The sequence below is a fragment of the Pedobacter sp. N36a genome, from assembly GCF_014472395.1.
Classification (GTDB): Bacteria; Bacteroidota; Bacteroidia; order Sphingobacteriales; family Sphingobacteriaceae; genus Pedobacter.
Genome location: NZ_JACSZW010000004.1, coordinates 178,635 through 201,151, shown reverse-complemented (window position 1 = coordinate 201,151; position 22,517 = coordinate 178,635). Strand labels below are relative to the sequence as shown.

The following is a 22,517-nucleotide window of genomic DNA, read 5'->3' as shown; positions in this document are numbered from 1 at the left end:
GGAGATGGTGTTTTTAGGTGAGCTTATACATATTGATTTCCATAAGTTTCTGCCATCGTTTTTACGACGTCTTTAATTTCCTGTTCCTGGTTTTTTGGGTAAATCAGCAAGGCATTGCCATCATCTACGACAATAAAATTATCGAGACCTCTGATAACTGCCAACTTGTTTTCATTGATCTGGATGATGCTGTTTTGGGTATCCTTTACATTGATTTGCTTTGCGGAAATGACATTTCCAGAAGCATCTTTATCTGCTGATTCATGCAGGGAAGCCCAGGTGCCTAGATCAGACCAGCCGAAATCTGCGGGAATGGTGTAAATATTATCCGCCTGTTCCATGATGGCATAATCGATGGAGATATTTGGTGCTTTTGGATAATGCTCGTCAACAAAAGCCCTTTCTTCGGGAAGGTTATAATACGGATTTCCAGCTTCAAATAGCGCGTGGATGCTGCTGGTATATCGCTTCAAAGCCTGGAGGATCGATTTCGCTTTCCAGATAAATATTCCGGCATTCCATAGGTAATTTCCTTCTTTCAGGTACTCAATTGCTGTGAGCAGGTTCGGTTTTTCCCTGAACTTCTCCACTTTATAAATGCCTTTTTCACTTTCTGCTCCGTATTGGATATAGCCGTATCCGGTATCTGGCCGTATTGGACTGATGCCTAGTGTAACTAGGGCCTCATGCGTATCGGTATACGCCAAAGCTGCGCGGATTTTCTCTATGAAAATGGCCTCGTATTGTATGAAATGGTCAGAAGGCGCCACAACCAGATTTGCCTCCGGATTCAGTGCTGCCAGTTTAAATGAAGCATAGGCAATGCAGGGTGCCGTATTGTTTCTGCTGGGTTCACAAATGAGTTGATCCGGAGAAATTCCGTGTAACTGCTCCTGAACAAGCTCAGAATATTGACTATTGGTGACAATATAAATATGTGATGCTGGACATAACTTCAGGAAGCGCTCATAAGTGATTTGTAATAATGACCGACCTATTCCTAAAATATCTAAAAACTGCTTCGGAAAATGATTACGGCTTTTTGGCCAAAAGCGACTGCCCACGCCACCAGCTATAATCAGTACATAATTGTTTTTATCCATGTTTCTCAGGTGTTATAAAGACACAAACTCATTTTGATTGCCCGTTAGGTGTACTTGTTTTTCCTCCAGATCTACTGTGGTAACAGGATGGATTAGAGACCTCCCGATGCTATTGTAATAGTATCCTAAGTCAATCATTTTTTGAAGATCATATAGGTTTCGGCCATCAAAAATGACTTTATTGTCCATGATTTCTTCCATCTTTTCAAAGTCTGGATTTCTAAAAACGGACCATTCTGTAGCGATGAGCAGTGCATCTGCAGCCTTTAAGGCCTCATATTGGTGGTCTGCATAACTGATTTTATCACCAAGTAAAGCCTTGATGTTATCCATTCCTTCAGGGTCAAAAGCAGTTACCGTAGCGCCATTTAGGAGCAGTCTATTGATAATGTATAAGGCTGGTGCCTCTCTGATGTCGTCTGTTTCCGGTTTGAAAGCCAATCCCCATAAAGCAAAATGTTTGCCTTTAAGATCTCCTTTGTAATATTTCAAGACCTTATCTACCAGTACCGTTTTTTGCTTTTCATTTACAGTCATTACTGCTTTCAAAATCTGGAAATCATATTGATTTTCTTCTGCTGATTTTGACAAAGCCTGTACGTCTTTAGGGAAACAGCTGCCGCCATAACCAAGACCAGGGAATAGAAAACGTTTACCAATCCGTTCATCCGAACCAATTCCCAAACGCACCGAATCAACATCTGCATGAACCAGTTCGCATAAATTGGCAATCTCATTCATGAAAGTGATTTTAGTCGCAAGAAAAGCGTTTGCAGCGTATTTAGTAAGTTCCGAAGACTTCTCGTCCATAAACAAAATCGGGTTTCCAGACCTAACATAAGGGGCATACAGCTCGGTCATCAGTTTCTTTGCTTTTTCGCTTTTTGTCCCGATCACTACACGATCTGGTTTCATAAAATCTTCTACTGCAACTCCTTCTCTTAAAAATTCAGGATTCGAAACTACATCTGCTTCTACTGCTGTATTTGCTTTGAAAACTGCCTTTACTTGATCTGCCGTACCTACCGGAACGGTAGATTTGTTCACAATCACTTTATAAGAAGTGATCAGCTTCGAGACATCTGCTGCAGCACCTAGAATGTAAGAAAGATCTGCATTGCCATCTCCACCCGGTGGGGTCGGCAATGCCATAAAGATAATCTGTGCATCCTTGATCGCCATGGCCAGATTGGTAGTGAAACTCAGCCTCTTTTGCGAGATGTTTCTCAGAAACAAAATGTCCAGCCCTGGTTCATAAATTGGAATAATCCCATGCTGCATCTTTTCAACCTTTAACTGATCAATGTCTACACAGATCACCTCATTTCCTGTCTCAGCGAGACAAGTACCGGTCACTAGACCGACATACCCTGTTCCTATTACCGCGATTTTCATAAATGATTTATTTTTTAATCTTATTTTATTGTAAAAATACCCATCATTTTGCGAAATGAAGTCCTGTGGATGTTGTTAATGTTGTTGTTTTTGTTAAAATACCTATTTGTGGGGAGCTTTTTATTCGTTAATGGAGTTAATTTTGATAAATGTTATTGTGTTTTTAATCTAGCAAGATTATTTTCTGTTATTATTTTAATAATAGCCGATTTTTTGAGCAGTTTTTATTGATAATATTTTAATAATTCAAACTAATTTATCCAAATTCAGATGCAGACTCGTTATTTGTACTTACTTAGATACATTTTACCTATTACCGATGTCGTAATGCTTAATTTAATCTATGTTTTAGCTTATTACCTTACGGAATATCTGGGAAAGACGGTTTCTTATGAACTATGGCAGCATTATATGGTGGTTTGTAACCTTTCATGGCTGTTTAACTCGGCGATTTTTGGTCTTTATACGGATTATGGCTCGAGAAGGTTGGAAAGAATTTACAGAGGAACCTGGAGAAGCATTGCTTTACACGCCGTGATTTTTGCTTTATACCTGCTGTTCTCTAGGGACATCGAGTTTTCAAGAACATTTTTGGTGGTGTTTTATGCTTTATTGGTGTTCGGATTTGTACTCAACCGTTTTCTAGGAACTGCGTTTCAATCTCTACTGGTTCATAGGTTTAATGTCAGTAAAAAGGTGGCTTTGATTGGAGTAAATCCTACAGGTCTTCGTTTGGCTCATTACTTTGACCGACAGTATAATATAGATTTTTATGGTTATATTGATGACGGAAGCCGCATATATGCGGACGAAAACGGTCGCCTGTCCACAAACTTCATTTCTAAAATGGGAAAAGCTGCATTAAACGGAGTGAAAGACATTTACGTCTCTTTGGAGCCGCATAAAATGGCATTGATACAGCCTTTTTTGCAGGAGGCTGATAAACACTGCCTCCGTGTTAAATTCATTCCAGATATGGCTACCACCATCGCCACACCTTATACCATCAGTTATGTAGGAGGGGAATTTCCTGTTATTTCATTAAGAAAAGAACCGCTGGAAAGTATCGGAAATCGTTTCAAAAAGCGTGCCTTCGACATCATTTTTAGTGTGGGCGTGATTGTATTTATCATGAGCTGGCTCTATCCTTTAATCGCAATCCTGATTAAAATGGAAAACAAGGGGCCAGTATTATTTAAACAGCTAAGAAGCGGTCGTAACGACGAACCTTTCTATTGTTATAAGTTCCGGAGTATGAAGGTCAATAACGACAGTGATCAGAAGCAAGCAACTAAAGATGATGATCGCATTACCGGAATTGGAAAATTCCTGCGTAAATCCAGTTTGGATGAACTTCCGCAATTCTTTAATGTATTGATGGGCAATATGAGCGTAGTAGGGCCAAGGCCGCATATGCTGAAACATACAGAGGAATACCGGGCCATCATCAACCAGTTTATGGTCAGACATTTCCTGAAACCAGGAATCACCGGCTGGGCACAGGTAAACGGTCTTAGAGGAGAAACTAAGGAGGAAGGTTCTATGCAGAAACGAGTGCAGCACGATATCTGGTACCTGGAAAACTGGACCGCAATGCTTGAAGTGAAGATTGTTTTTATGACAGTCATCAATATGATCAAAGGAGAAGATAATGCGTATTAACAGCTTTTAAAGTATATAAAATGAGGAAGAAGATTTTAATTACCGGGGGAGCGGGTTTTATTGGCTCTCATGTAGTCAGACAGTTTATTAAAAAATACGCTGATTACCAGATCATCAATCTGGATAAGCTAACTTATGCGGGTAATCTGTTGAACCTTAAAGATGTAGAGGATGCGCCCAATTACCGTTTTATCAAAGGAGACATCACGGATGCAGCATTCATAACCGAACTTTTTCATCAGGAACACCCAGATGCAGTCATTCACCTGGCTGCCGAATCACATGTAGACCGTTCCATTAGCAGTCCTATGGAATTTGTAATGACCAATGTGATTGGGACCGTAAATTTATTGAATGCAGCAAAAGAAATGTGGAAAGGCGACTATGCCAATCACCGTTTTTACCATGTGAGTACGGATGAAGTATATGGCTCGCTGGGCGAAACAGGAATGTTTACAGAAACTACTGCTTATGATCCACATAGCCCGTACTCTGCTTCAAAAGCAAGTTCTGATCATTTTGTTCGGGCCTACCATGATACTTATGGTCTAGATGTAGTCATTTCCAACTGTTCAAACAATTATGGGTCTCATCATTTTCCAGAGAAATTAATCCCACTGGCGATTAATAATATCAAAAATAACAAGCCAGTTCCGGTATATGGAAAGGGAGAAAATATCAGAGATTGGCTCTGGGTAGAAGACCATGCTGCGGCAATAGACCGGATCTTTCACCAGGCTAAAGCTGGTGATACCTATAACATTGGAGGGCATAATGAATGGAAAAATATAGACCTGATCCATTTACTGTGCCGGATTATGGACGAAAAACTCGGCCGTGAAGCAGGGGCATCTGCCGCATTGATTACTTATGTGACAGATCGTGCAGGTCATGATCTTCGCTATGCGATCGATTCCAGCAAGCTGCAAAACGAGCTGAACTGGACACCTTCTTTGCAGTTTGAGGAAGGATTGGCGAAAACAGTGGATTGGTACCTGGAAAATGAAGAATGGTTAGAAAATGTAACTTCAGGTATATATCAGGACTATTACAAAGAACAATATGCAGAACATGAGCATTAAAAAAATACTTATTTTTGGCGGGGTTGGGCAACTCGGACAATGTTTGAGCAAAGTCAGTAAGGAGCGTAATTTGTCTGGTCTTGTTTTTCTGGATGAAGTAGAAGGGAACATCCTGGATCTGGAGATTTTAAAGGCTTTATTCCAAAAAGAATCGCCGGACTTTGTCATCAATTGTGCGGCCTATACAGCCGTAGATAAAGCGGAAGATGATGCGGAACTTTGCGAAAAAATCAACAGCACTGGTGCAGCAAACTTAGCCCGGTTTTGTACAGAATCTAAAGCCGTATTGATCCATATTTCTACTGATTTCGTCTTTGAAGGTAATGTGCCGGCCTTATTGAAAGAAACTGATGTCGCCTCGCCAATCAATGTTTATGGGAAAACAAAATTGCAGGGAGAGCTGGAGATTGCGGCACATCTGGAAGCCCATTATATCCTGCGCACTAGCTGGCTGTATTCTGAATTTGCAGGTAATTTCGTCAAAACAATGCTGAAACTAGGTGCCGAACGTGAAGAACTGAGCATCATTGTGGATCAGGTAGGTACCCCAACTTATGGCGTAGACCTCGCTGGGGTAATTCTTGACCTCATCGATTCCGGTCAGACTGGAGCCTATGGAACTTACCATTATAGCAATGATGGCCTATGTTCCTGGTATGATTTTACAAAAGCAATTTTCGAAATCAGCAGCACTAAACTGAAAATTCATCCCATTCCAACAAGTGCTTATCCTACTAAGGCTAGGCGTCCATCCTTCTCTGTGATGGATAAAACTAAAATAAAAACCACATTTAACCTGGAAATTCCTTATTGGAGAGACAGCCTTGTTAGGTGTATTCACGCCATAAAATAAACAATACATGAAAGGAATTATACTTGCCGGGGGGAGCGGTACGCGTTTGCATCCCTTAACCCTGGTGATGAGTAAGCAAATGATGCCGGTTTATGATAAACCGATGATTTACTATCCACTGTCTACTTTAATGCTGGCAGGCATTAACGAGATCCTAATTATATCCACACCTCATGACCTTCCCAATTTTGAGAAATTGCTGGGTGATGGCAGTCAGCTGGGCTGTAAGTTTTCTTATGCTGTACAGCAGGAGCCGAATGGTTTGGCACAGGCTTTCGTGATTGGTGCCGATTTTATCGGAAAAGACAAAGTAGCATTGGTATTAGGAGATAACATATTCTATGGGGATGGAATGGCCAGGTTATTGCAAAGCAGCGCTGATCCTGAGGGTGGGGTGGTCTTTGCATATCCCGTGTCAGATCCTGAACGTTACGGGGTTGTTGAATTCGATGCGAACAATAAAGCTGTTTCTATTGAAGAGAAACCAGTTGTTCCTAAGTCGGATTATGCCGTTCCAGGCCTGTATTTCTACGACAATTCTGTGGTTGAAATTGCCCGAAACATCAAGCCTTCTCCAAGAGGGGAGTATGAAATTACAGACGTCAATAAGGTCTATCTGGAGCAAGGGAAACTTAAAGTAGGGGTATTGAGCAGGGGAACAGCCTGGTTAGATACGGGAACTTTTGCCTCCTTAATGCAGGCAGGTCAGTTTGTCCAGGTAATTGAGGAACGACAGGGGTTAAAGATCGGATGTATTGAAGAGGTGGCTTACCGGATGAACTTCATTGATCAGGTACAGCTGTCTAAAATTGCTGCACCTTTGGTAAAAAGCGGTTATGGCGCCTACTTGTTGAAAATGATTAAATAGAGCAGTTTTGTGTATTTTTTTAACTCTTTTGTTTCCTTTTTTTTCAGCATAGTTTATAATATTTTTATTCATATTTTCTCTAATGACTTTTTATAATTAGGGATATCTGATGTTTATGTGCTAATTCCCGGATTCTGTGACAGTTTTGTGGGTATTTGATACAACTTTTGGTCTTTATAATCTGTTATTTCAAACAAGTGCTATATTTGGACAGATCTATTGCGCCAAATTTTTAATAATTAAGTAGAAAAGCATCCTTTTAACTAAGTGAATTCCATTTGTTGAGTCCTTCTTCAATAAAATCACTAGTTATAGGGATGTTTTTTTTCATTACTTGGATTAATTTTTGCGGTTAAATGGTCTTTAGAAGTTCAATCATTTGGGGAATTTTTAATTCCTAAATGTTGTGAATCATTTGAATTTCTTTAAAATTAAATTAACTAGTTTTTTTTATGCTGATGCTCATCTTTAGTTTATGTTTGTTCAAATCTATATTGCTGTTCATTCTAAGCAATAATCTCCCATTTGTATCGTTTTTCAATTGTCACTTTATTGATACCTTCTGATGGAGCAGGTCGAAATTCGCATAAATCAGTCGAAAATGATGGTTTTTGATTTGAGAAAAGATGATGCGCTTTAGTATAACAACTAGTTACACACTTTTAAATATGAATCTAATCAATCCATAATTATTAATCTAATCCCTATTTACAATGTTAAATTATTATCTTAATTCTTTCGCTTTACGAGTCGTAAGCGAAACCAGTCAACGCTATGATGAGCAATCTTTAGACGTCAATTTGTTAATGAATAATTGTATCTGGTAGTAGCCTGGGGTGAGTATCATTTTAACCTCCCAGCGCTCCGTAGTTTACACTTTTACAAAAGATAAAGAACCCGTTTTTTATCTTTTTAATCTATTTAATTAACCTTATGGAATCTAATAACAACGTCATATACGATACCTGGAACAGGTATAGTGACTTTTACACACGTTCGACTATAGCCCTGCCTGAAGTGAATTTAGATCAGTTTTTACCCTCATTTCTTAGCTCGGGGAACTTCTACTATTTAGTTGATTTTTGCGATAAAAAAATCAAGTATATAGACCCGGGTATTGCAGATGTTTTGGGCCTTGATCCTACATCTGCCACTGTAGAAGATATTTTAGGACGCATTCATCCCGAGGATGTCAACTATGTAGCTCAAACGGAATCTGCTAGTGTTCGATTTATGCTGGATCAAATGAACAAAGAAAGCATTAAAAGTTATTATAAAACCTCTTATTGTTTTCGCTTCAAACTGGCAGATGGCAGTTATGAATTGTTTCACAATGAATCTGTTTACCTTTCAAAAGATGATTCTGGACGAATCAATCAGGTATTGCATATTCATACCAATGTGAACCACATCACTTCAGTAAATAATTATATCCCATCGCTGGTAGACACAAAAGGAACCAAGAAAGTTTGGCCGGTAAATGTCAGCCGTGATCCGGAAAGTCAGCCCTTAAATTTGCAGTTTAGCAAAAGAGAAATGGAAATTATCAAACTGATTGCATTGGGCTATAAAAGTGAAGAGATTGCGGATAGCTTATTCATCTCCTTGCATACCGTGCATTCGCACCGTAAAAATATCATTAGGAAGTCTGGAGTCAAAACCAGTTCCGAACTGATCAGTTTATGTGTGAGAGAAGGGTTAATCTAACCCGAATCTAATCACAAAAACAGCCTGTATTTTATTTAAATACAGGCTGTTTTTGTTAAAAGGAATTTACCCGACGGTCACCAGTAAGCAATGAGGGATCTTTCTTTCCTCCATAAAACATAGCCTTTCATATTTATACTCATTTACCTTAATCGTATCATGTAGATCCTGAAATATGGCAATCATGAGATCATAGACCATAATACAATTGAGGTTGAGCTCATTTCTTTTGAAAATTTGCAGACTTTCATTGCAATATTCATAAGCCTTTACAAATTCTCCACGCAGCCTGAGCTGATTGGCCTGTACCATTCTGAACATACATTCTGAATATTCGGTTAGCTTGAACCTCGTTCCGTTGTGATGGATCTTTAATAAAATACGTTCCAGCTGATCTGTTTTTTTTCCTGGCTGAATTTTGGAATTTGCCAGTGCAAAAATATTCATGATCAATACGGGGAAAGCAGACCTTTTGGAAAAAATTCTGGGCTGCTGTTTTCTGATGGCCTGTATAATTTCCAATGTACCTTTATCTGTTCCATAAAAGGTATTGAGCAGAATTAGAAGTAAGTAGGAGATGCCCTGTCTGGTATCCAATGAAGCCTTGTTTTCCAGAAATGGATAGTTGAATTTTTCTAGATCCTGAATCAGTGGGTGGCTGGTATCTACGCGGTTGCTGAGCTTCAAATAGATCAACCAGTAAACTTCATAAGGGCTTATATGCCAGTTGCTTAGATCCATAGCTGCAATTTTGGTTAGCCTGATGGCGATGCAGTCCTGATCCATGCTCATCACGTCAAAAATAGCCAGGATACTTTGGTAAATGGCCCTGTTCTCATCGGTATCGGCTACATCTGCCAATACATTGACTGCTTCTTTATAACAGGAGTCCACGAAATCAAAATTGATTAGCTGTTTGATAAGAATGTCATGTAATTTATGCTCGGTAAGCAGTTTAAACGTATCTGGACTGTAACGGGCGCGGAACCTTATGTTCTCTGCAATGAATAAAATGAGGTAATTGCGTTCAAAATAGTTGATTTCCAGATCGAACACGTGTGCCAATGCCCCAAAATCACCAATTCGGATGATAAAACGAATGGTCCATTGTATCAGGTGGAACCTCACATTATTGCTTTCGTAATTACGCTGTATAAATTCAAAGAAAGTCCAGTTCACTTGCAGATGGAACTTTTCCAGCAGTTCAATAAATAGAAAATATTCGAAGAGATGCGGGTAAATAAAACGGACGTATTCCCTTGGCTGGTAATCATCCTGGCTCTTTTCCTCCACCAAAATACCTTCGGAAACCAGTTCCATATATGCATTTTTAAAGGCTGATAATTCTGAAATTAGCAGGTCTTTCGGTACTGAATTAGCTTTCTTACCATACTCAGTAAGCTGAACTACTTTTTTTAAGAATAAAATCTTTTCCGTATAGTAATTGGATTTATATATTTTTTCTTGAATGAACCTCGAAATCAGTTCATGAAAGGTAATGCTGCTCGAATAGTTAAAGTAAGGGTTTTCTTCCTTCAGCTGATAATAAAGCTGGATATATAATGGAAATTTTAATTGAGATTTGAGTTTTGGATTTAGTTCATGAACATCAGAACAGTTGATCTTCTCAATAATCCGATCTATTTCCTTACCTGTTAAGGCAGGAACATTGGAAACCTCATTGTGATTGAAGTAATTTCCTGTAAACCATTTAGACCTTAAAAATGCAGAATGTCTGATGCAATCATAGAATCTCGTCCAGGTGGTAGAACGCATGCTCATGACCAGTTTTATAGCATCATTGTGCTCAATACTGCAAATGAAGCTGATGATGTTTTCAAACATCTGCTTTTTTAGATCCCTTTTGACCATCACTTCCGAAAAGCCATCAATAATGACCACAAACTTTCTACCCGTGTTTTTATGATTTTCTCTGACGAGATCCAGCAGACTTTCGTGATTGGAGATGCCCAATTGTATTTTTAGCAGATCCTCAAAGCTAATGTTGTGTTGATCGGAGTTGAAAATATTATTGGCGGAGAGAAATAATACTGTGGAATCTAAATGAACTGCCATTTCTCCATGGAAGAATTTTTCTGCTAAATGGCTTAATAAAATCGTTCTTCCATAACCTGGCTGTGAAATGAAGCAAGTATAACTATAATCACTTTTCAAAAAATCATCAAAGTCATGTTCAGCAAATTTTCTGCTGATGGTCATCTCATAGGGAATGCCAGATCTATTTTTGATGCCTTTTAACGTGAAATTCGTTACTTTTTTAGCATTCATCCGAACATCAGTCCAGCTGTTTATCGGAGCTTGTGTGTTGGATGGAAGTGCGTTGATCCAAGTTTGTGGATCCTCCTTATTTACATACTCAGAAAGTGTCGTCAGCGTGAACTTAGAAAAATTGTGTTTTACAACCGCAAAACCAAACAACCTTTTGATCGTCGTTTCGCTGACGTTTTTATTGAGCGTTTTGCTGATTTCAATGGAGATCCTTTTACAATCAGCAGGAGTGATGGTTCGAATTCCTGTTTTTAATAGGATGAGACTCTTCACTTCATTTAGGGTAAATATATCCTCCATATGTAGTCTGAGTGAGCATTAATTTCTTAAACTAAACGAATATAATGCTTTCAATACAATAATGAACAGGTGTAAATCAAGTAAAAGCTGAATAAATAACAAGAGTGTCGTATAAATACCTGGCGATTAGGTTTTTATACGCGTTTTCACACATGTGGAGAAAAATTGCCCGCAACAAAATGAACAAAATGAACAAGAAAATCATTTTGCTTTGCTTAAATGAACAATTCGAACAGGTTTAACGAGCGGGCGTATGATTAGAATTGCACCAAAGTAAAAACTAATCGTTCCAATACCGCTCCTATGAAATCTACATCTGCCCACTCGGGAAAGCTTAGAAACTTAAAGGTAATAAAATTTATTCTTATAAGTTGTATCTTTCTAACGCTAAATAATTCTAAAACGTATGCACAGGTAAAAAATTATGCAACGGTAACACCTTCGACCGGAGCATTTACCTATCCCGTACTTTTAACAGGGGAGGGGAATGCTGAAGTTGATGCAGGAGGAGGCTCCGTCGACGACCCTGGAAATGCCGCAATAGGAGGTACCGGGACATTCGCCACCATGAATGCTAATTTTATCTCCGTCTTTGGTTTGCTGGGTGCTAATGGGGAATCCTGGCTGCAATTGAAATTCCCGCAGCCGGTAGCAGCAGGAAAAACAACATATATCCGTTTTGGCGTACCTACCATTACTAAGGGGGTTCATCTTGATTTACTCCAAATTGTAGGGAATCTGACAGGTTTGATTAAAAATAACCTGGTAAAATTTGAAGCTTATAAAGATGCCAATGCTGGCTCGGTTGGAACGCTTGTAACGGATGCTAATCTTCAGGCTGGAGTGGTTCAGGATGCTAATGGTTTTACTTATTTTGCAGTAACTTCTTCTTCCGCTTACAACTCTGTACGCATCAAATTAAGTCTGAAGTCGAAATTACTCAACCTTTCTTTAGCCTCAACACTGAGTATGAATGTGTATGAAGCCTTTACCATTTTACCCTCAGCTGAAGGAAATTGTTCAACCGCGGTGCTGGCAAGTATTGGCGAATCAATAGGAGTAAATGTAACCTTATCTTCATTAGTAACCAATCCTGCACTTGCTGCAGATAATAATACCACGACTTTTTCTATACTTAGGGCGGGTTTGGTTGGTGTTGCGTCAGCAAGTGCCCAATCCATATATTTTAATCAATCTTCTGATGCGAATGCAGTAGCTAAAATCTGGCTCTCTGTTCCACCAAGCTTATTGACAGTAAATTTATTCAATGGTATCCAATTCCAGGCCTATAATGGAAATACGCCCGTTGGCGCTCAGGTCACTGCCAGCTCTCTTCTTGGAGGTCTGGACTTATTAGGACTTTTTGCAAACTCAAAACCTATTCCCGTTTATTTTACCCCCGGAGGATCCTTTGATCGCATCCAGGTGATTATGGGTAATGTAGTTGCACTAGGCGCAAACATTGTAGGCGGCGGACTTAATATTCATGAAGTAGAAGTAACGGTTCCAAGACCATCTTTAGCCGGTGTAACTAATGGTGCCTTGGCAGGTGTCTGCGGAAATACAGTGAATTTAGCGATAACTACGCCAGCAAATGGTAATACCTATACCTGGTATCGTAAAAGTGGATCTTCAAAAGTCTCGCGCGGAACGAGCACAAATGGAACTTTTACAGAACAATTAACTAACCCTGGTACTTACACGTACTATGTATCTGCACTAAACACCGGATGTACGGTAGAGTCAGACCTCGATAGCGCAACGGTTACCTTAACCGCCATTCCGGTTTTACCGATAGTAACGGCAAATCCCATATGTTCAGGATTGCCTGGAATTTTTACGGTAGCGAATGCCGAAGCTGGGGTGACTTACAATTGGTATACGGCCAATTCAGGTGGGGTTCCAGTATTTTCAGGAGCCACTTATGCCACCGGCCCCTTATTGGCAAATACAACTTTCTATGTGGAAGGGGCAAATGGCAGCTGTCTAATTGCACCCCGAACGCCAATTACCCTTACTGTAAATGCAATCCCTGCAGATGCGCAGGTGATCACTAACAATGTGATCATTAGCAGCGGCCAAACCGTAAACTTAAACGCGATCCCAACTACTGCAGGCAGCACGATCAGCTGGTATACGTCCTCAACAGGGGGAGCAGCCATCGCAACAGGAAATACTTTCAGTACTCCAGCACTCAGCGCTCCAATCACCTACTATGCCGGAACCATCGGCGCCGGTGGCTGCCCAAGTGTAAATCGTGTAGCCATATCGGTTACGATCGCTCCGGTAGGAACAGGATTGAACTGTAAAACAGCAAATGCACAAACCAATGGCGTGGAAGGATTACTTTGTGTGGGATGCGCGATAGTTGATCCAACGTTTGCAGTCGACAATATTTCAACCAATTTCAGCTCAATACATGCTCCGGTAAGTTTGCTTGCCGCAGCGTATCAGCGCCTGATTTTTCCAGCTGCAGGTATTGCGACAGATAGCATCCGCTTAACGCTTGCAGTTCCAGGCGGACTGGCAGATGTTTCCTTGCTTGGAGGAATTACAGTGAATATCATGAATGGCAATACCGTTGTAAGTTCTTATCAGCTGAACTCTAGACTGATACACCTGCAGTTATTGCCCGATGGTCAGACCGTTAAAGTGACGGTACCTGCAGGAGGAGTTTATGATAGGGTAGAGCTGAGACTTTCCGGAGTGGCACAAGCACTTACTACACTGAATGTGTACGGAGCAGAAGTGATCTATCCTAATCCAGTGATCAGCGCCGGAACAACAGTTTGTTCAGGAACGGGAACAAACTTAACGGCAACACCTGTAACTGGTACTACACTGAGCTGGTATGCAAACTCCACAGGAGGAACAGCACTGGCTATTGGGAATACTTATTCACCAGAAAACTTAACCACTACCACTACTTATTATGTGGAAGTAGCCAGGGGCGGCTGTGTCAACACAAACCGAGTACCGGTTATTGTAACGGTGAATCCGGCAATCGTATTTGCAGCGACTACTTTAAACAATGCAACCATAGGTTCTTCTTATACTAAACAATTGAATGCAGCCACTGGTGGAACACCAGCCTTTACTTATGCACTGGCTCCAGGTAGTACACTGCCAAATGGAATGAGCTTGTCCAGTACAGGGGTGATTTCGGGAATACCATCGGTATCCTCAGCTCCAGCTGATTTTGCTTTCTCCGCGATTGCGAAAGATAGCAAAGGATGTGTGGCAAATGCAGCTTATACTTTAAAACTAACTCCGGCTCTAGCGCTCCCGGCAGCAACGCTGCTTAATGGAATTGTCAGCGTAATTTATCCAAACCAACCGCTGCCGGTAGTTACTGGTGGAACAGGTCCATATACTTATGTGGTAACCGGCACGCCTCCGGGAGTAACTTTCAATAATGACAATACCAACCCTGGCATTTCAGGTACCCCAACACTTGCCGGTACTTATACGGTGAAAGTGACGGCCACAGATGCCAATGGAAATAGCATCAGCCAAAACTATACCCTGGTCGTGAAAGACCTGCTGGTATTGCCTCCGGCAACATTGGCCAATGGTACAGTGGGTGTCAATTATCCAGCGCAAACCATTCCGGCTGCTATCGGTGGAACTTCACCTTATACTTATGCGGCTGTAGGAACGCCTCCAGGATTAACATTCAATACCAGTACCCGTGAAATTTCCGGAATCCCTACAACTGCAGGTCCATACACGATGCAGGTTACTGCAACCGATTTCGAAGGAAAAACGGTAAGTAATACTTATCCGCTAACGATCGGCCCTGCATTGGTACTTCCTCCAGGTACTTTGGCAGATGGTAATGTAGCTATACTTTATACCCCTCAAACTATCCCATCTGCGATCGGTGGAACATCACCTTATACCTATACTATCGCTAACTTACCTTTAAACCTGACTTTCGATTCAGGCACAAGGGTGATTTCAGGAACACCTGCACAATCTGGTGCTTACAGCATCATCGTAACGGTAAGAGATCAGGTAGGAACTACGGCAAGCAATACTTATGCTTTAAGGATTATCGGTGCTTTATCTCTGCCATCTGCAGCATTGGCTGATGGTACAGTAGGTACGGCTTATCTACCTGTAGTACTGCCTTCAGTAACTGGCGGAACAGGACCTTATACCTATACTTCGGCAAATGTGCCTAATGGGTTGAATTTCGATCCAGCAACAAATACCTTGTCGGGAACTCCAGCAATTGGTGGAACATTTACATTCCAGATCACCGCCAAGGATGCCTCTGGCAATACTACCACCACAGATTTTGTGATTAAGGTAAAAGTAGGCGATCCTGCAGTGGCTGCTGCCAGCACCTGTTTTGGATCAACAGCTACACTGAGTGTAACTAATTTAATTCCAGGCGTAACCTATAACTGGTACGCTGCAACAGGAAGTACTTCCATCTTTACAGGTAACTCCTTTACGACACCAGCGTTAACAGCCAACGCTACTTATTATGTAGAAGCAGTTTCTGGTACCGCAGTAAGTAACCGTATACCGGTTGCCGTAACGGTAAGACCTGCAGCAACTTTAGCTGTAGTTACCGTAAACCAAATCATCAGTGCCGGACAAACAGCTACCTTGCAAGCTACTGCAGATGCAGGAAATACCGTCAGCTGGTTCAGCAATTCAACTGGCGGTACGGCATTAGCCACAGGCAATAGCTTTACTACACCAGTATTAAATACCACCACCACTTATTATATTGAAACTCAAAATGCTGTTAGCTGTGTAAGCGCCACCAGAGTTCCGGTAACTGTTACTGTAACAGGCCTGCCTACCAACACCAATTGTAACGCGGCAACGGGGCAACAGACTGTAATTGATGGAGTTTGTTTATTGTGCGGTATTACCGACGCAGGTGCTTCTACAGATGCAGACCCAGCCACATTCACTTCTATTCGTTTAACGGTTGGTGTAGGTGCAACTGGTTACCAGCGCTTAATCTTTGCGAATCCTGGAGTGGCAACAGACAGTATCCGTCTGGATCTTGGCTTCCCTGTGGGACTCACTGATTTAGGTGTGCTGAGTGGTGTAACTGTGACCGTTTTCAACGGAACCACACCAGTGAAAAGCTATCCTTTAAATTCTACGCTCATCCACCTTTCTCTGTTAAGCCCATCAAGGCTGACCGCTACATTTGCAGCAACTGGTGTTTATGATAGGGTAGAGATTCGTTTCGGTGCATTGGTTTCTGCATTAAGTACGCTTAATGTGTATGGTGCCACCGTGATCTATCCAAACCCAACAATAGCCAGTACAGGTCAGACAACCTGTGCGGGTAACACCACTACTTTAACTGCAACAGCAAATGGAGGGACTGCCTTAAAATGGTATGCTACCGCAAACAGCGGTACTGTATTGGCAACAGGACCTAGCTTTACTACTCCGGTTTTAAATGCAACCACAACCTATTATATAGAAGTCGGTAAAAATAATTGTGCCAATACAGAGCGTGTACCAGTTACAGTAACCATTACACCTGCACCTTCAGCACCAGTATTGGCCAGCGTACCAGCAGTTTGCTACGGTAGTACTGCGAGCCTGAGCGTAAATAATGCAACACCAGGATTAAATTACAACTGGTACACTTTAGCAGCAGGAGGCACTGCTGTATTCACAGGTGTAACATTTGTAACACCTGCTTTACTAGCCAATACTACTTATTATGTAGAAGCTGCCAGTCTAGGATGCGGCGTGTCTACCCGTACTGCGGTACCGGTAACGGTGAACCCAATGGTCGCGTTACCACAGGTGACTGCTTCTGCAACTACGGTAAATGCCGGACAAACGGTGATTTTAAACATCAGTCCGATCACGCCGGATGTGACCTATAACTGGTTTACAGACGTAGCTTCAACAACTCCGGTATATACCGGTTCTACCTTTGTAACGCCGCCGCTATTGGTGAATACCACTTATTTTGTGGAAGCAAAATCAGACCTGACGGGCTGTCTTTCTTCTAGCCGTGTACAAGTCACTATCACGGTAAACAATGGAGGTAATCCAAATCCAGTGCCTTGTCAGGCTGCAGTTTCGGAAACACATGGTGTAGACGGAGTAGCCTTACTTTCTGGGGTATTCAATCCTGAACTTGCATTTGATAACGATACCCAAACCGGATCATCATTACTAATGCCAGTAGGAGCATTGGGAGCTTCAGTTTACCAGCGCCTTAATTTTGGTAGTATCTCCACCGTAGGTGATACCGTTAAGGTTTTATTAAATACACCAGGTAAATTATTGTCACTTGGTTTATTGTCAAATATTCAAATTGGAACCTATAACGGAGCGAACAGTAATAACGATGGCGTTCAAATCAATAATCAGCTGGTGAACCTGCAGTTATTGAGCAACAACACGCAGGCCTTGCTTACTTTCGTGCCAACAGCGCCTTTTGATCAGGTAGAAGTTCGCTTGAATTCTGGTCTTGCGGGTGTATTGTCGAGTGTGAACTTAAACTATGCACAAAGAGTGATGCTGGCGCCAACCCTGACGGTTGCTAATCCAACTGCTTGTGCCAACCAGGCTGTTACTTTAACAGTTCAGAATCCAAACCCAATCCTAACCTATATATGGTATGATGCCACAGGTGCAACGGTACTTTCTACTGGTCTTACGTTTAGCCCAACAGTAACCGCAAACACGATTTTCTATGTGTCGGCGAATACAGCAACTTGTGCCAGCTATAAAACAAAAGTTTCCGTAACGGTAACGCCAATTCCTGATATACCAGTCTTGCTGAATGCCAATGTGGAAACCTGTTCAGGAAGCGATGTGGTACTTTCTGTAAAAGACCCATTGCTTGGCGTAACTTACAGGTGGTACGATAGCAATGGTGTACTTCAGGCAGGTAAGGATGGAATTACCTTTACTATTCAGAATGTAACTGCCAATACCTCATATGCTGTAGAAGCTTTCATCAGCTCCTGCGGAATCACTTCTGCCACTAAAGCAACTGCTTCGATCACTGTAGGTAACTTAAGTAATCCAGTACTTCTACCCGCTTCAGTAACGGTAAGCTCTGGTGCTCCTGCAATATTGACGGCAACCTCAAGTACTGCCGGTGCAGTATTTAAATGGTACACTTCAAATGTGGAACCAGTTCCATTCTTTACCGGTGCAGTATTACAAGTTCCGGGAGTAGTAAATCCTGGTCCTGGTAACCTTGTGACTACCTATTATGTCACTGCAGAAATTCCAGGCGGCTGCGTTTCTCTTGCCAGATCTACAGCTACAGTTACCGTACTGCCTGCTGGCCTTCCAGTAGATGCACCTTGCGAATATGCTTCCGTTCAAGTAACTGGAGGTGTAGATGGTGTCGGTGTATTAGCAGGCCTGTTTAATCCTGAGAATGCAGTTGACAATTCAGCAACTACCGCTTCTTCATTGGTCATGCCAGTGGGTATTTTAGGAGCCTCAGTTTATCAGACTGTTGGATTCACCAGTCTGTCGAATATCGGCGATACCGTTCGTGTACGTGTGACCGTTCCTGGTAAACTGTTGGATGTAGGTTTGCTTTCTTCGGTAGAACTGACCACTTATAATAACCTGGTAAGTAATGGCGACATGATTACGGTGAGTAATCCTATAGTTAAACTTGATCTGTTAACAAATAATAGCGAAGGAATCCTTTCTTTCGTACCATCAAAACAATTTGATGCAGTAGAATTGAGGTTGAGATCTGGACTGGCATCCCTGCTGAGTACCATTGATCTGAACTATGTACGGCGCGTACAAATTGCACCTAAAGTATCTAGTCCTACAGCTTCAGCTTGTGTGGGTACTGGTGCTGTGCTGAGCGTGCTAAACCCTAATCCTGCTTATATTTATAAATGGTATATCGGAACCGCAGCAACAGCAGTTGCAACAGGTCCTGATTATACAACCGCAAATAACCTCGCTGTTGGTAGTTACGATTATTATGTAACCGCTACACGCAACAATTGCGAAAGTGCAAAAACTAAAGTAACGGTAACGATACTGGCTGCACCAAATGCACCGGTAGCTGTGGCAGGAAATCCGACAACTACTTGTCCGAATCAACCAGCTGTCTTAGCAGTAACTGCAGTAGCAGGTGTGACTTACAACTGGTATGATGCTTTAACAGGTGGAAATATGCTGGCTTCAAATACCAGTACTTATACTACTGCGGCAAACCTGAGCGTTGGCCCTCATGATTTCTTTGTGGAAGCAGTCAATAGCAACTCATGTGTGAGCACATTGGCGAGAACGAAAATCACCATCACCGTAAATCCTTTTGCTACACCAGCAGACATTACAGTAGCAGGTGCTGATCTTCCTTTCTGTGGCAGTACAAAAGCGACACTAACAGCAAGCACAAGTGCTGCGGTGATCAATCCCAAATTTGCCTGGTATACCGATGTTGCATTGACACAATTAGTATCCAGCAATGCGGTGTATGAACCTACCATTACTGCGAGTACTACCTTCTATGTAACTGTTTTTGGAGATAACCTATGTTTAGGTAATGCTACAAGTGCGAAAGTAGTGAGCATTCTAGTGAATACGCCTGCAACTGCAAATGACATTACCGTAATCGGAAATGAAGCTTCATTCTGTGCAGGAGCGAAAGCGAGCCTGAAAGCATCAAGCACGATCAGTAACCCTACATTTGTATGGTGTAGTGATGCAAACTTGTCGACTGAAGTTTTCAGAGGTCCAGTATATGAACCAACAGTTACTGTAAACACAACCTTCTATGTAAGTGTGAGCGGCGACAATAAATGTCCAAATCTTCCAGGAACAGGTAAAGCGGTTGCGATCACGGTCAATACGCCTGCAATTGCAAGCGACATCACCGTAACCGGTGCAGATGCTCCTTTCTGTGCAGGTACAAAAGCCAGCTTAAGAGCAAGCAGTGTTGGAGTAGATAACCCAACATACATTTGGTATACCAATGAAGGTTTAACAGAGGAAGTATTCAGAGGTTCGTTATACGAGCCAATAGTAACCGCAAATGCAACCTATTATGTAGTAGTGAGCGGAACGAATAAATGTCCAAACAATATTGGAAATGCAAAAGTAGTAACCATCACCATGAATACGCCTGCAACAGCAGTAGATATTGTGATTGATGGTAACAATGCCAATTACTGTAAAGGATCTAAAGCAACTTTAAAAGCGAGTAGCACTACAGTAACTGCTCCGGTGTTTACCTGGTACAATGATATCGACCTGACAGATGTAGCTTTCAGCGGTCCGGTGTTTGAACCAGTATTTAGTGCTACTACTACCTATTACGTAACCGTAAGCGGTGCAAATAAATGTGAAAATGTAAGAGGAACTGCAAAGGTAGTCACTGTAGTGCTGAACCCACCAGCAGTAGCCACCGACATTAACATTGCAGGTAACAGCGCACCATTCTGTATCGGTACCAAAGCATTATTAACAGCAAGCAGCGACAATGTAGACAGTCCGATATTTACCTGGTACAGCAATCCTGAACTAACAGATATCGCCTTCAGCGGTCCGGTATTCGAACCTATAGTAAATACTTCTATCACTTATTATGTAACGGTAGCAGGTGCCAACAGATGTCAGACCACCATGGGCAATGCGAAAATTGTAACGCTGGTTGTAAACCCACCAGCAACAGCTTCAGATCTGATCGTTTCAGGTGCAGAGACCGCTGTTTGTGAAGGGACATCGGTGAAATTAATTGCATCGAGCACCACGGTAAGTAGCCCGGTATTTACCTGGTATACCGATATCAATTTAACAAACGCGGTCTTTACAGGCCCAGAATTAGAAAAGGTATTTACGAGCACCACCACGTATTATGTGACAATAAAAGGAGCCAATAAATGTGAAAACCTTCCTGGTACAGGTAAGATGATTACTGTAACTGTAAACGGATTGCCGGAAGTGCCAGTGATTGTAAATAGTGCAGGAGGCGGGGTATGTGCTGGGGATGCAGCAACATTAAGTGTACAAACGCCAAAAACAGGAACCAATTACGAATGGTATGACGCTGCAACCGGAGGTACCTTACTGGGCAGCGGTCCATCGTTCTCAACAGGAGCATTATTAATTACTAAAGATTTCTACCTGCTGGCCACCAATACTTCAGGTTGTGGTCTGGTGAACGGAAGAGTTAAAGTAACCGTAAATGTCAATGTGAAACCAGATGTACCTTCCGTAGTATTGGCCGCAGTAAATGCCTGCTCGGGTACATCAACAGTATTAACAATAGCGAATCCTGCAAACGGAGTTACCTATAACTGGTACGGCACTGCAGCTGCCGGATCAATATTGGGAACCGGTGTTAACTTTAACACAGGACCAATCTTAAGTACCACTACTTTCTATGCGGAAGCAGCAACAGCCACTTGTACCAGTACCAGCAGAACAGCAGTAACTGTAACTGCAGTTGCCTTGCCAGCTGCACCAGCATCGGTGTCGGGAAATACCGATCCATTCTGCAGTGGAAATACAAGTGTACTGACAGTGAGCAATCCTGATCCAGGCCTGACTTACCAATGGTTCAGTGCAGAAGTTGGCGGTGCTCCTCTGGCAGAAGGCAACAGCTTTACTACGCGAGCGCTGGCAGCCACCACTACTTATTATGTAGGCAGTAAAAACACCATTACCGGATGTATCAGTAGCAGCCGTACCGCGGTAGTGGTCACCATCCTACCTAAATTGACCGCTCCGGTAGTCGTAGTACAATCGGCCACAGCAGCAAGTGTGACTTTCGGATGGGCAGCAGTGACAGGAGCGAGAGCTTATGAAGTGTCTGTTGATAATGGCAATACCTGGATCACACCAAGCTCAGGAGCTACCGGAACCACACACATCATCGAAGGCTTAAAACCAGATCAGCAAGTGATGATCAGGGTAAGAGCAGCCGGGCAGTTGGCTTGTCAGCTGAGCGATGCCGCTGCTCTAAGTGGAAAAGCCGAAAATCCAATCGGCAACCAGGTCTTTATACCAAATACATTCACACCAAATAATGACGGTAAAAATGATATCCTGTTTGTCTACGGAAATACAATTGCTAAAATGAGACTGCGCGTGTACAACCAATGGGGTCAGTTCCTTTTCGAGTCCAACAACATTCAGAATGGATGGGATGGTACTTACAAAGGCCAGTTACAGCCGAATGGAGTATATGTCTACCAGTTTGAAGCCGAATTGAATGACGGCACTAAAACAACTAAAAAAGGAACAATAACCCTATTGAGATAATTAAAAAC

Annotated in this window: 9 protein-coding genes; 6 read left to right on the top strand and 3 right to left on the bottom strand. The window is 41.9% G+C overall.

The genetic code is table 11. The features are described from left to right. Positions 1–23 precede the first annotated feature (23 nt). Complete coding sequence (locus H9X96_RS09710; protein WP_187666095.1) at positions 24–1,103, bottom strand: mannose-1-phosphate guanylyltransferase; 1,080 nt, start codon at positions 1,101–1,103, stop codon at positions 24–26. Between the two features lie 12 nt (positions 1,104–1,115). Further along, complete coding sequence (locus tag H9X96_RS09705; RefSeq protein WP_187666094.1) at positions 1,116–2,498, bottom strand: UDP-glucose/GDP-mannose dehydrogenase family protein; 1,383 nt, start codon at positions 2,496–2,498, stop codon at positions 1,116–1,118. A gap of 327 nt (positions 2,499–2,825) precedes the next feature. Between H9X96_RS09705 and H9X96_RS09700 the strand changes: the two genes are divergently transcribed. The 5 genes from H9X96_RS09700 (at position 2,826) to H9X96_RS09680 (ending at position 8,670) form a co-directional block, all read left to right on the top strand. Next, positions 2,826–4,160, top strand: coding sequence for an undecaprenyl-phosphate glucose phosphotransferase (locus H9X96_RS09700; RefSeq protein WP_255431072.1), 1,335 nt, complete (start codon positions 2,826–2,828; stop codon positions 4,158–4,160). Between the two features lie 20 nt (positions 4,161–4,180). Next, the gene (gene rfbB / locus H9X96_RS09695) at positions 4,181–5,242 is read left to right on the top strand and encodes a dTDP-glucose 4,6-dehydratase (protein ID WP_187666092.1); all 1,062 of its coding nucleotides are present in this window, start codon (positions 4,181–4,183) and stop codon (positions 5,240–5,242) included. Next, positions 5,232–6,095, top strand: a complete 864-nt coding sequence (gene rfbD, locus H9X96_RS09690; RefSeq protein WP_222943870.1) for a dTDP-4-dehydrorhamnose reductase — start codon at positions 5,232–5,234, stop codon at positions 6,093–6,095. The genes rfbB and rfbD overlap by 11 nt, the downstream gene beginning before the upstream one ends. 7 nt (positions 6,096–6,102) lie before the next feature. Then, a complete protein-coding gene (gene rfbA, locus H9X96_RS09685) occupies positions 6,103–6,963 on the top strand; it encodes a glucose-1-phosphate thymidylyltransferase RfbA (protein ID WP_187666091.1) in 861 nt (286 codons plus the stop codon). A gap of 933 nt (positions 6,964–7,896) precedes the next feature. Continuing rightward, entirely contained in the window at positions 7,897–8,670 is a 774-nt protein-coding gene (locus H9X96_RS09680; RefSeq protein WP_187666090.1) for a LuxR C-terminal-related transcriptional regulator, read from the top strand. A gap of 66 nt (positions 8,671–8,736) precedes the next feature. Here the strand turns inward: H9X96_RS09680 and H9X96_RS09675 are convergent, their stop codons facing one another. After that, positions 8,737–11,232, bottom strand: a complete 2,496-nt coding sequence (locus tag H9X96_RS09675; RefSeq protein WP_370576728.1) for a hypothetical protein — start codon at positions 11,230–11,232, stop codon at positions 8,737–8,739. Between the two features lie 330 nt (positions 11,233–11,562). Between H9X96_RS09675 and H9X96_RS09670 the strand changes: the two genes are divergently transcribed. After that, on the top strand, positions 11,563–22,509 hold the full coding sequence (locus tag H9X96_RS09670) for a gliding motility-associated C-terminal domain-containing protein (protein WP_187666088.1): 10,947 nt from the start codon (positions 11,563–11,565) through the stop codon (positions 22,507–22,509). The last annotated feature ends 8 nt before the right edge of the window (positions 22,510–22,517 follow it).

Coding starts and splice junctions, on each gene's coding strand:
- rfbA (WP_187666091.1), top strand. CDS start 6,103: ATGAAAGGAATTATACTTGCCGGGGGGAGCGGTACGCGTTTGCATCCC.
- rfbD (WP_222943870.1), top strand. CDS start 5,232: ATGAGCATTAAAAAAATACTTATTTTTGGCGGGGTTGGGCAACTCGGA.
- H9X96_RS09705 (WP_187666094.1), bottom strand. CDS start 2,498: ATGAAAATCGCGGTAATAGGAACAGGGTATGTCGGTCTAGTGACCGGT.
- H9X96_RS09710 (WP_187666095.1), bottom strand. CDS start 1,103: ATGGATAAAAACAATTATGTACTGATTATAGCTGGTGGCGTGGGCAGT.
- H9X96_RS09680 (WP_187666090.1), top strand. CDS start 7,897: ATGGAATCTAATAACAACGTCATATACGATACCTGGAACAGGTATAGT.
- rfbB (WP_187666092.1), top strand. CDS start 4,181: ATGAGGAAGAAGATTTTAATTACCGGGGGAGCGGGTTTTATTGGCTCT.
- H9X96_RS09700 (WP_255431072.1), top strand. CDS start 2,826: ATGCTTAATTTAATCTATGTTTTAGCTTATTACCTTACGGAATATCTG.
- H9X96_RS09670 (WP_187666088.1), top strand. CDS start 11,563: ATGAAATCTACATCTGCCCACTCGGGAAAGCTTAGAAACTTAAAGGTA.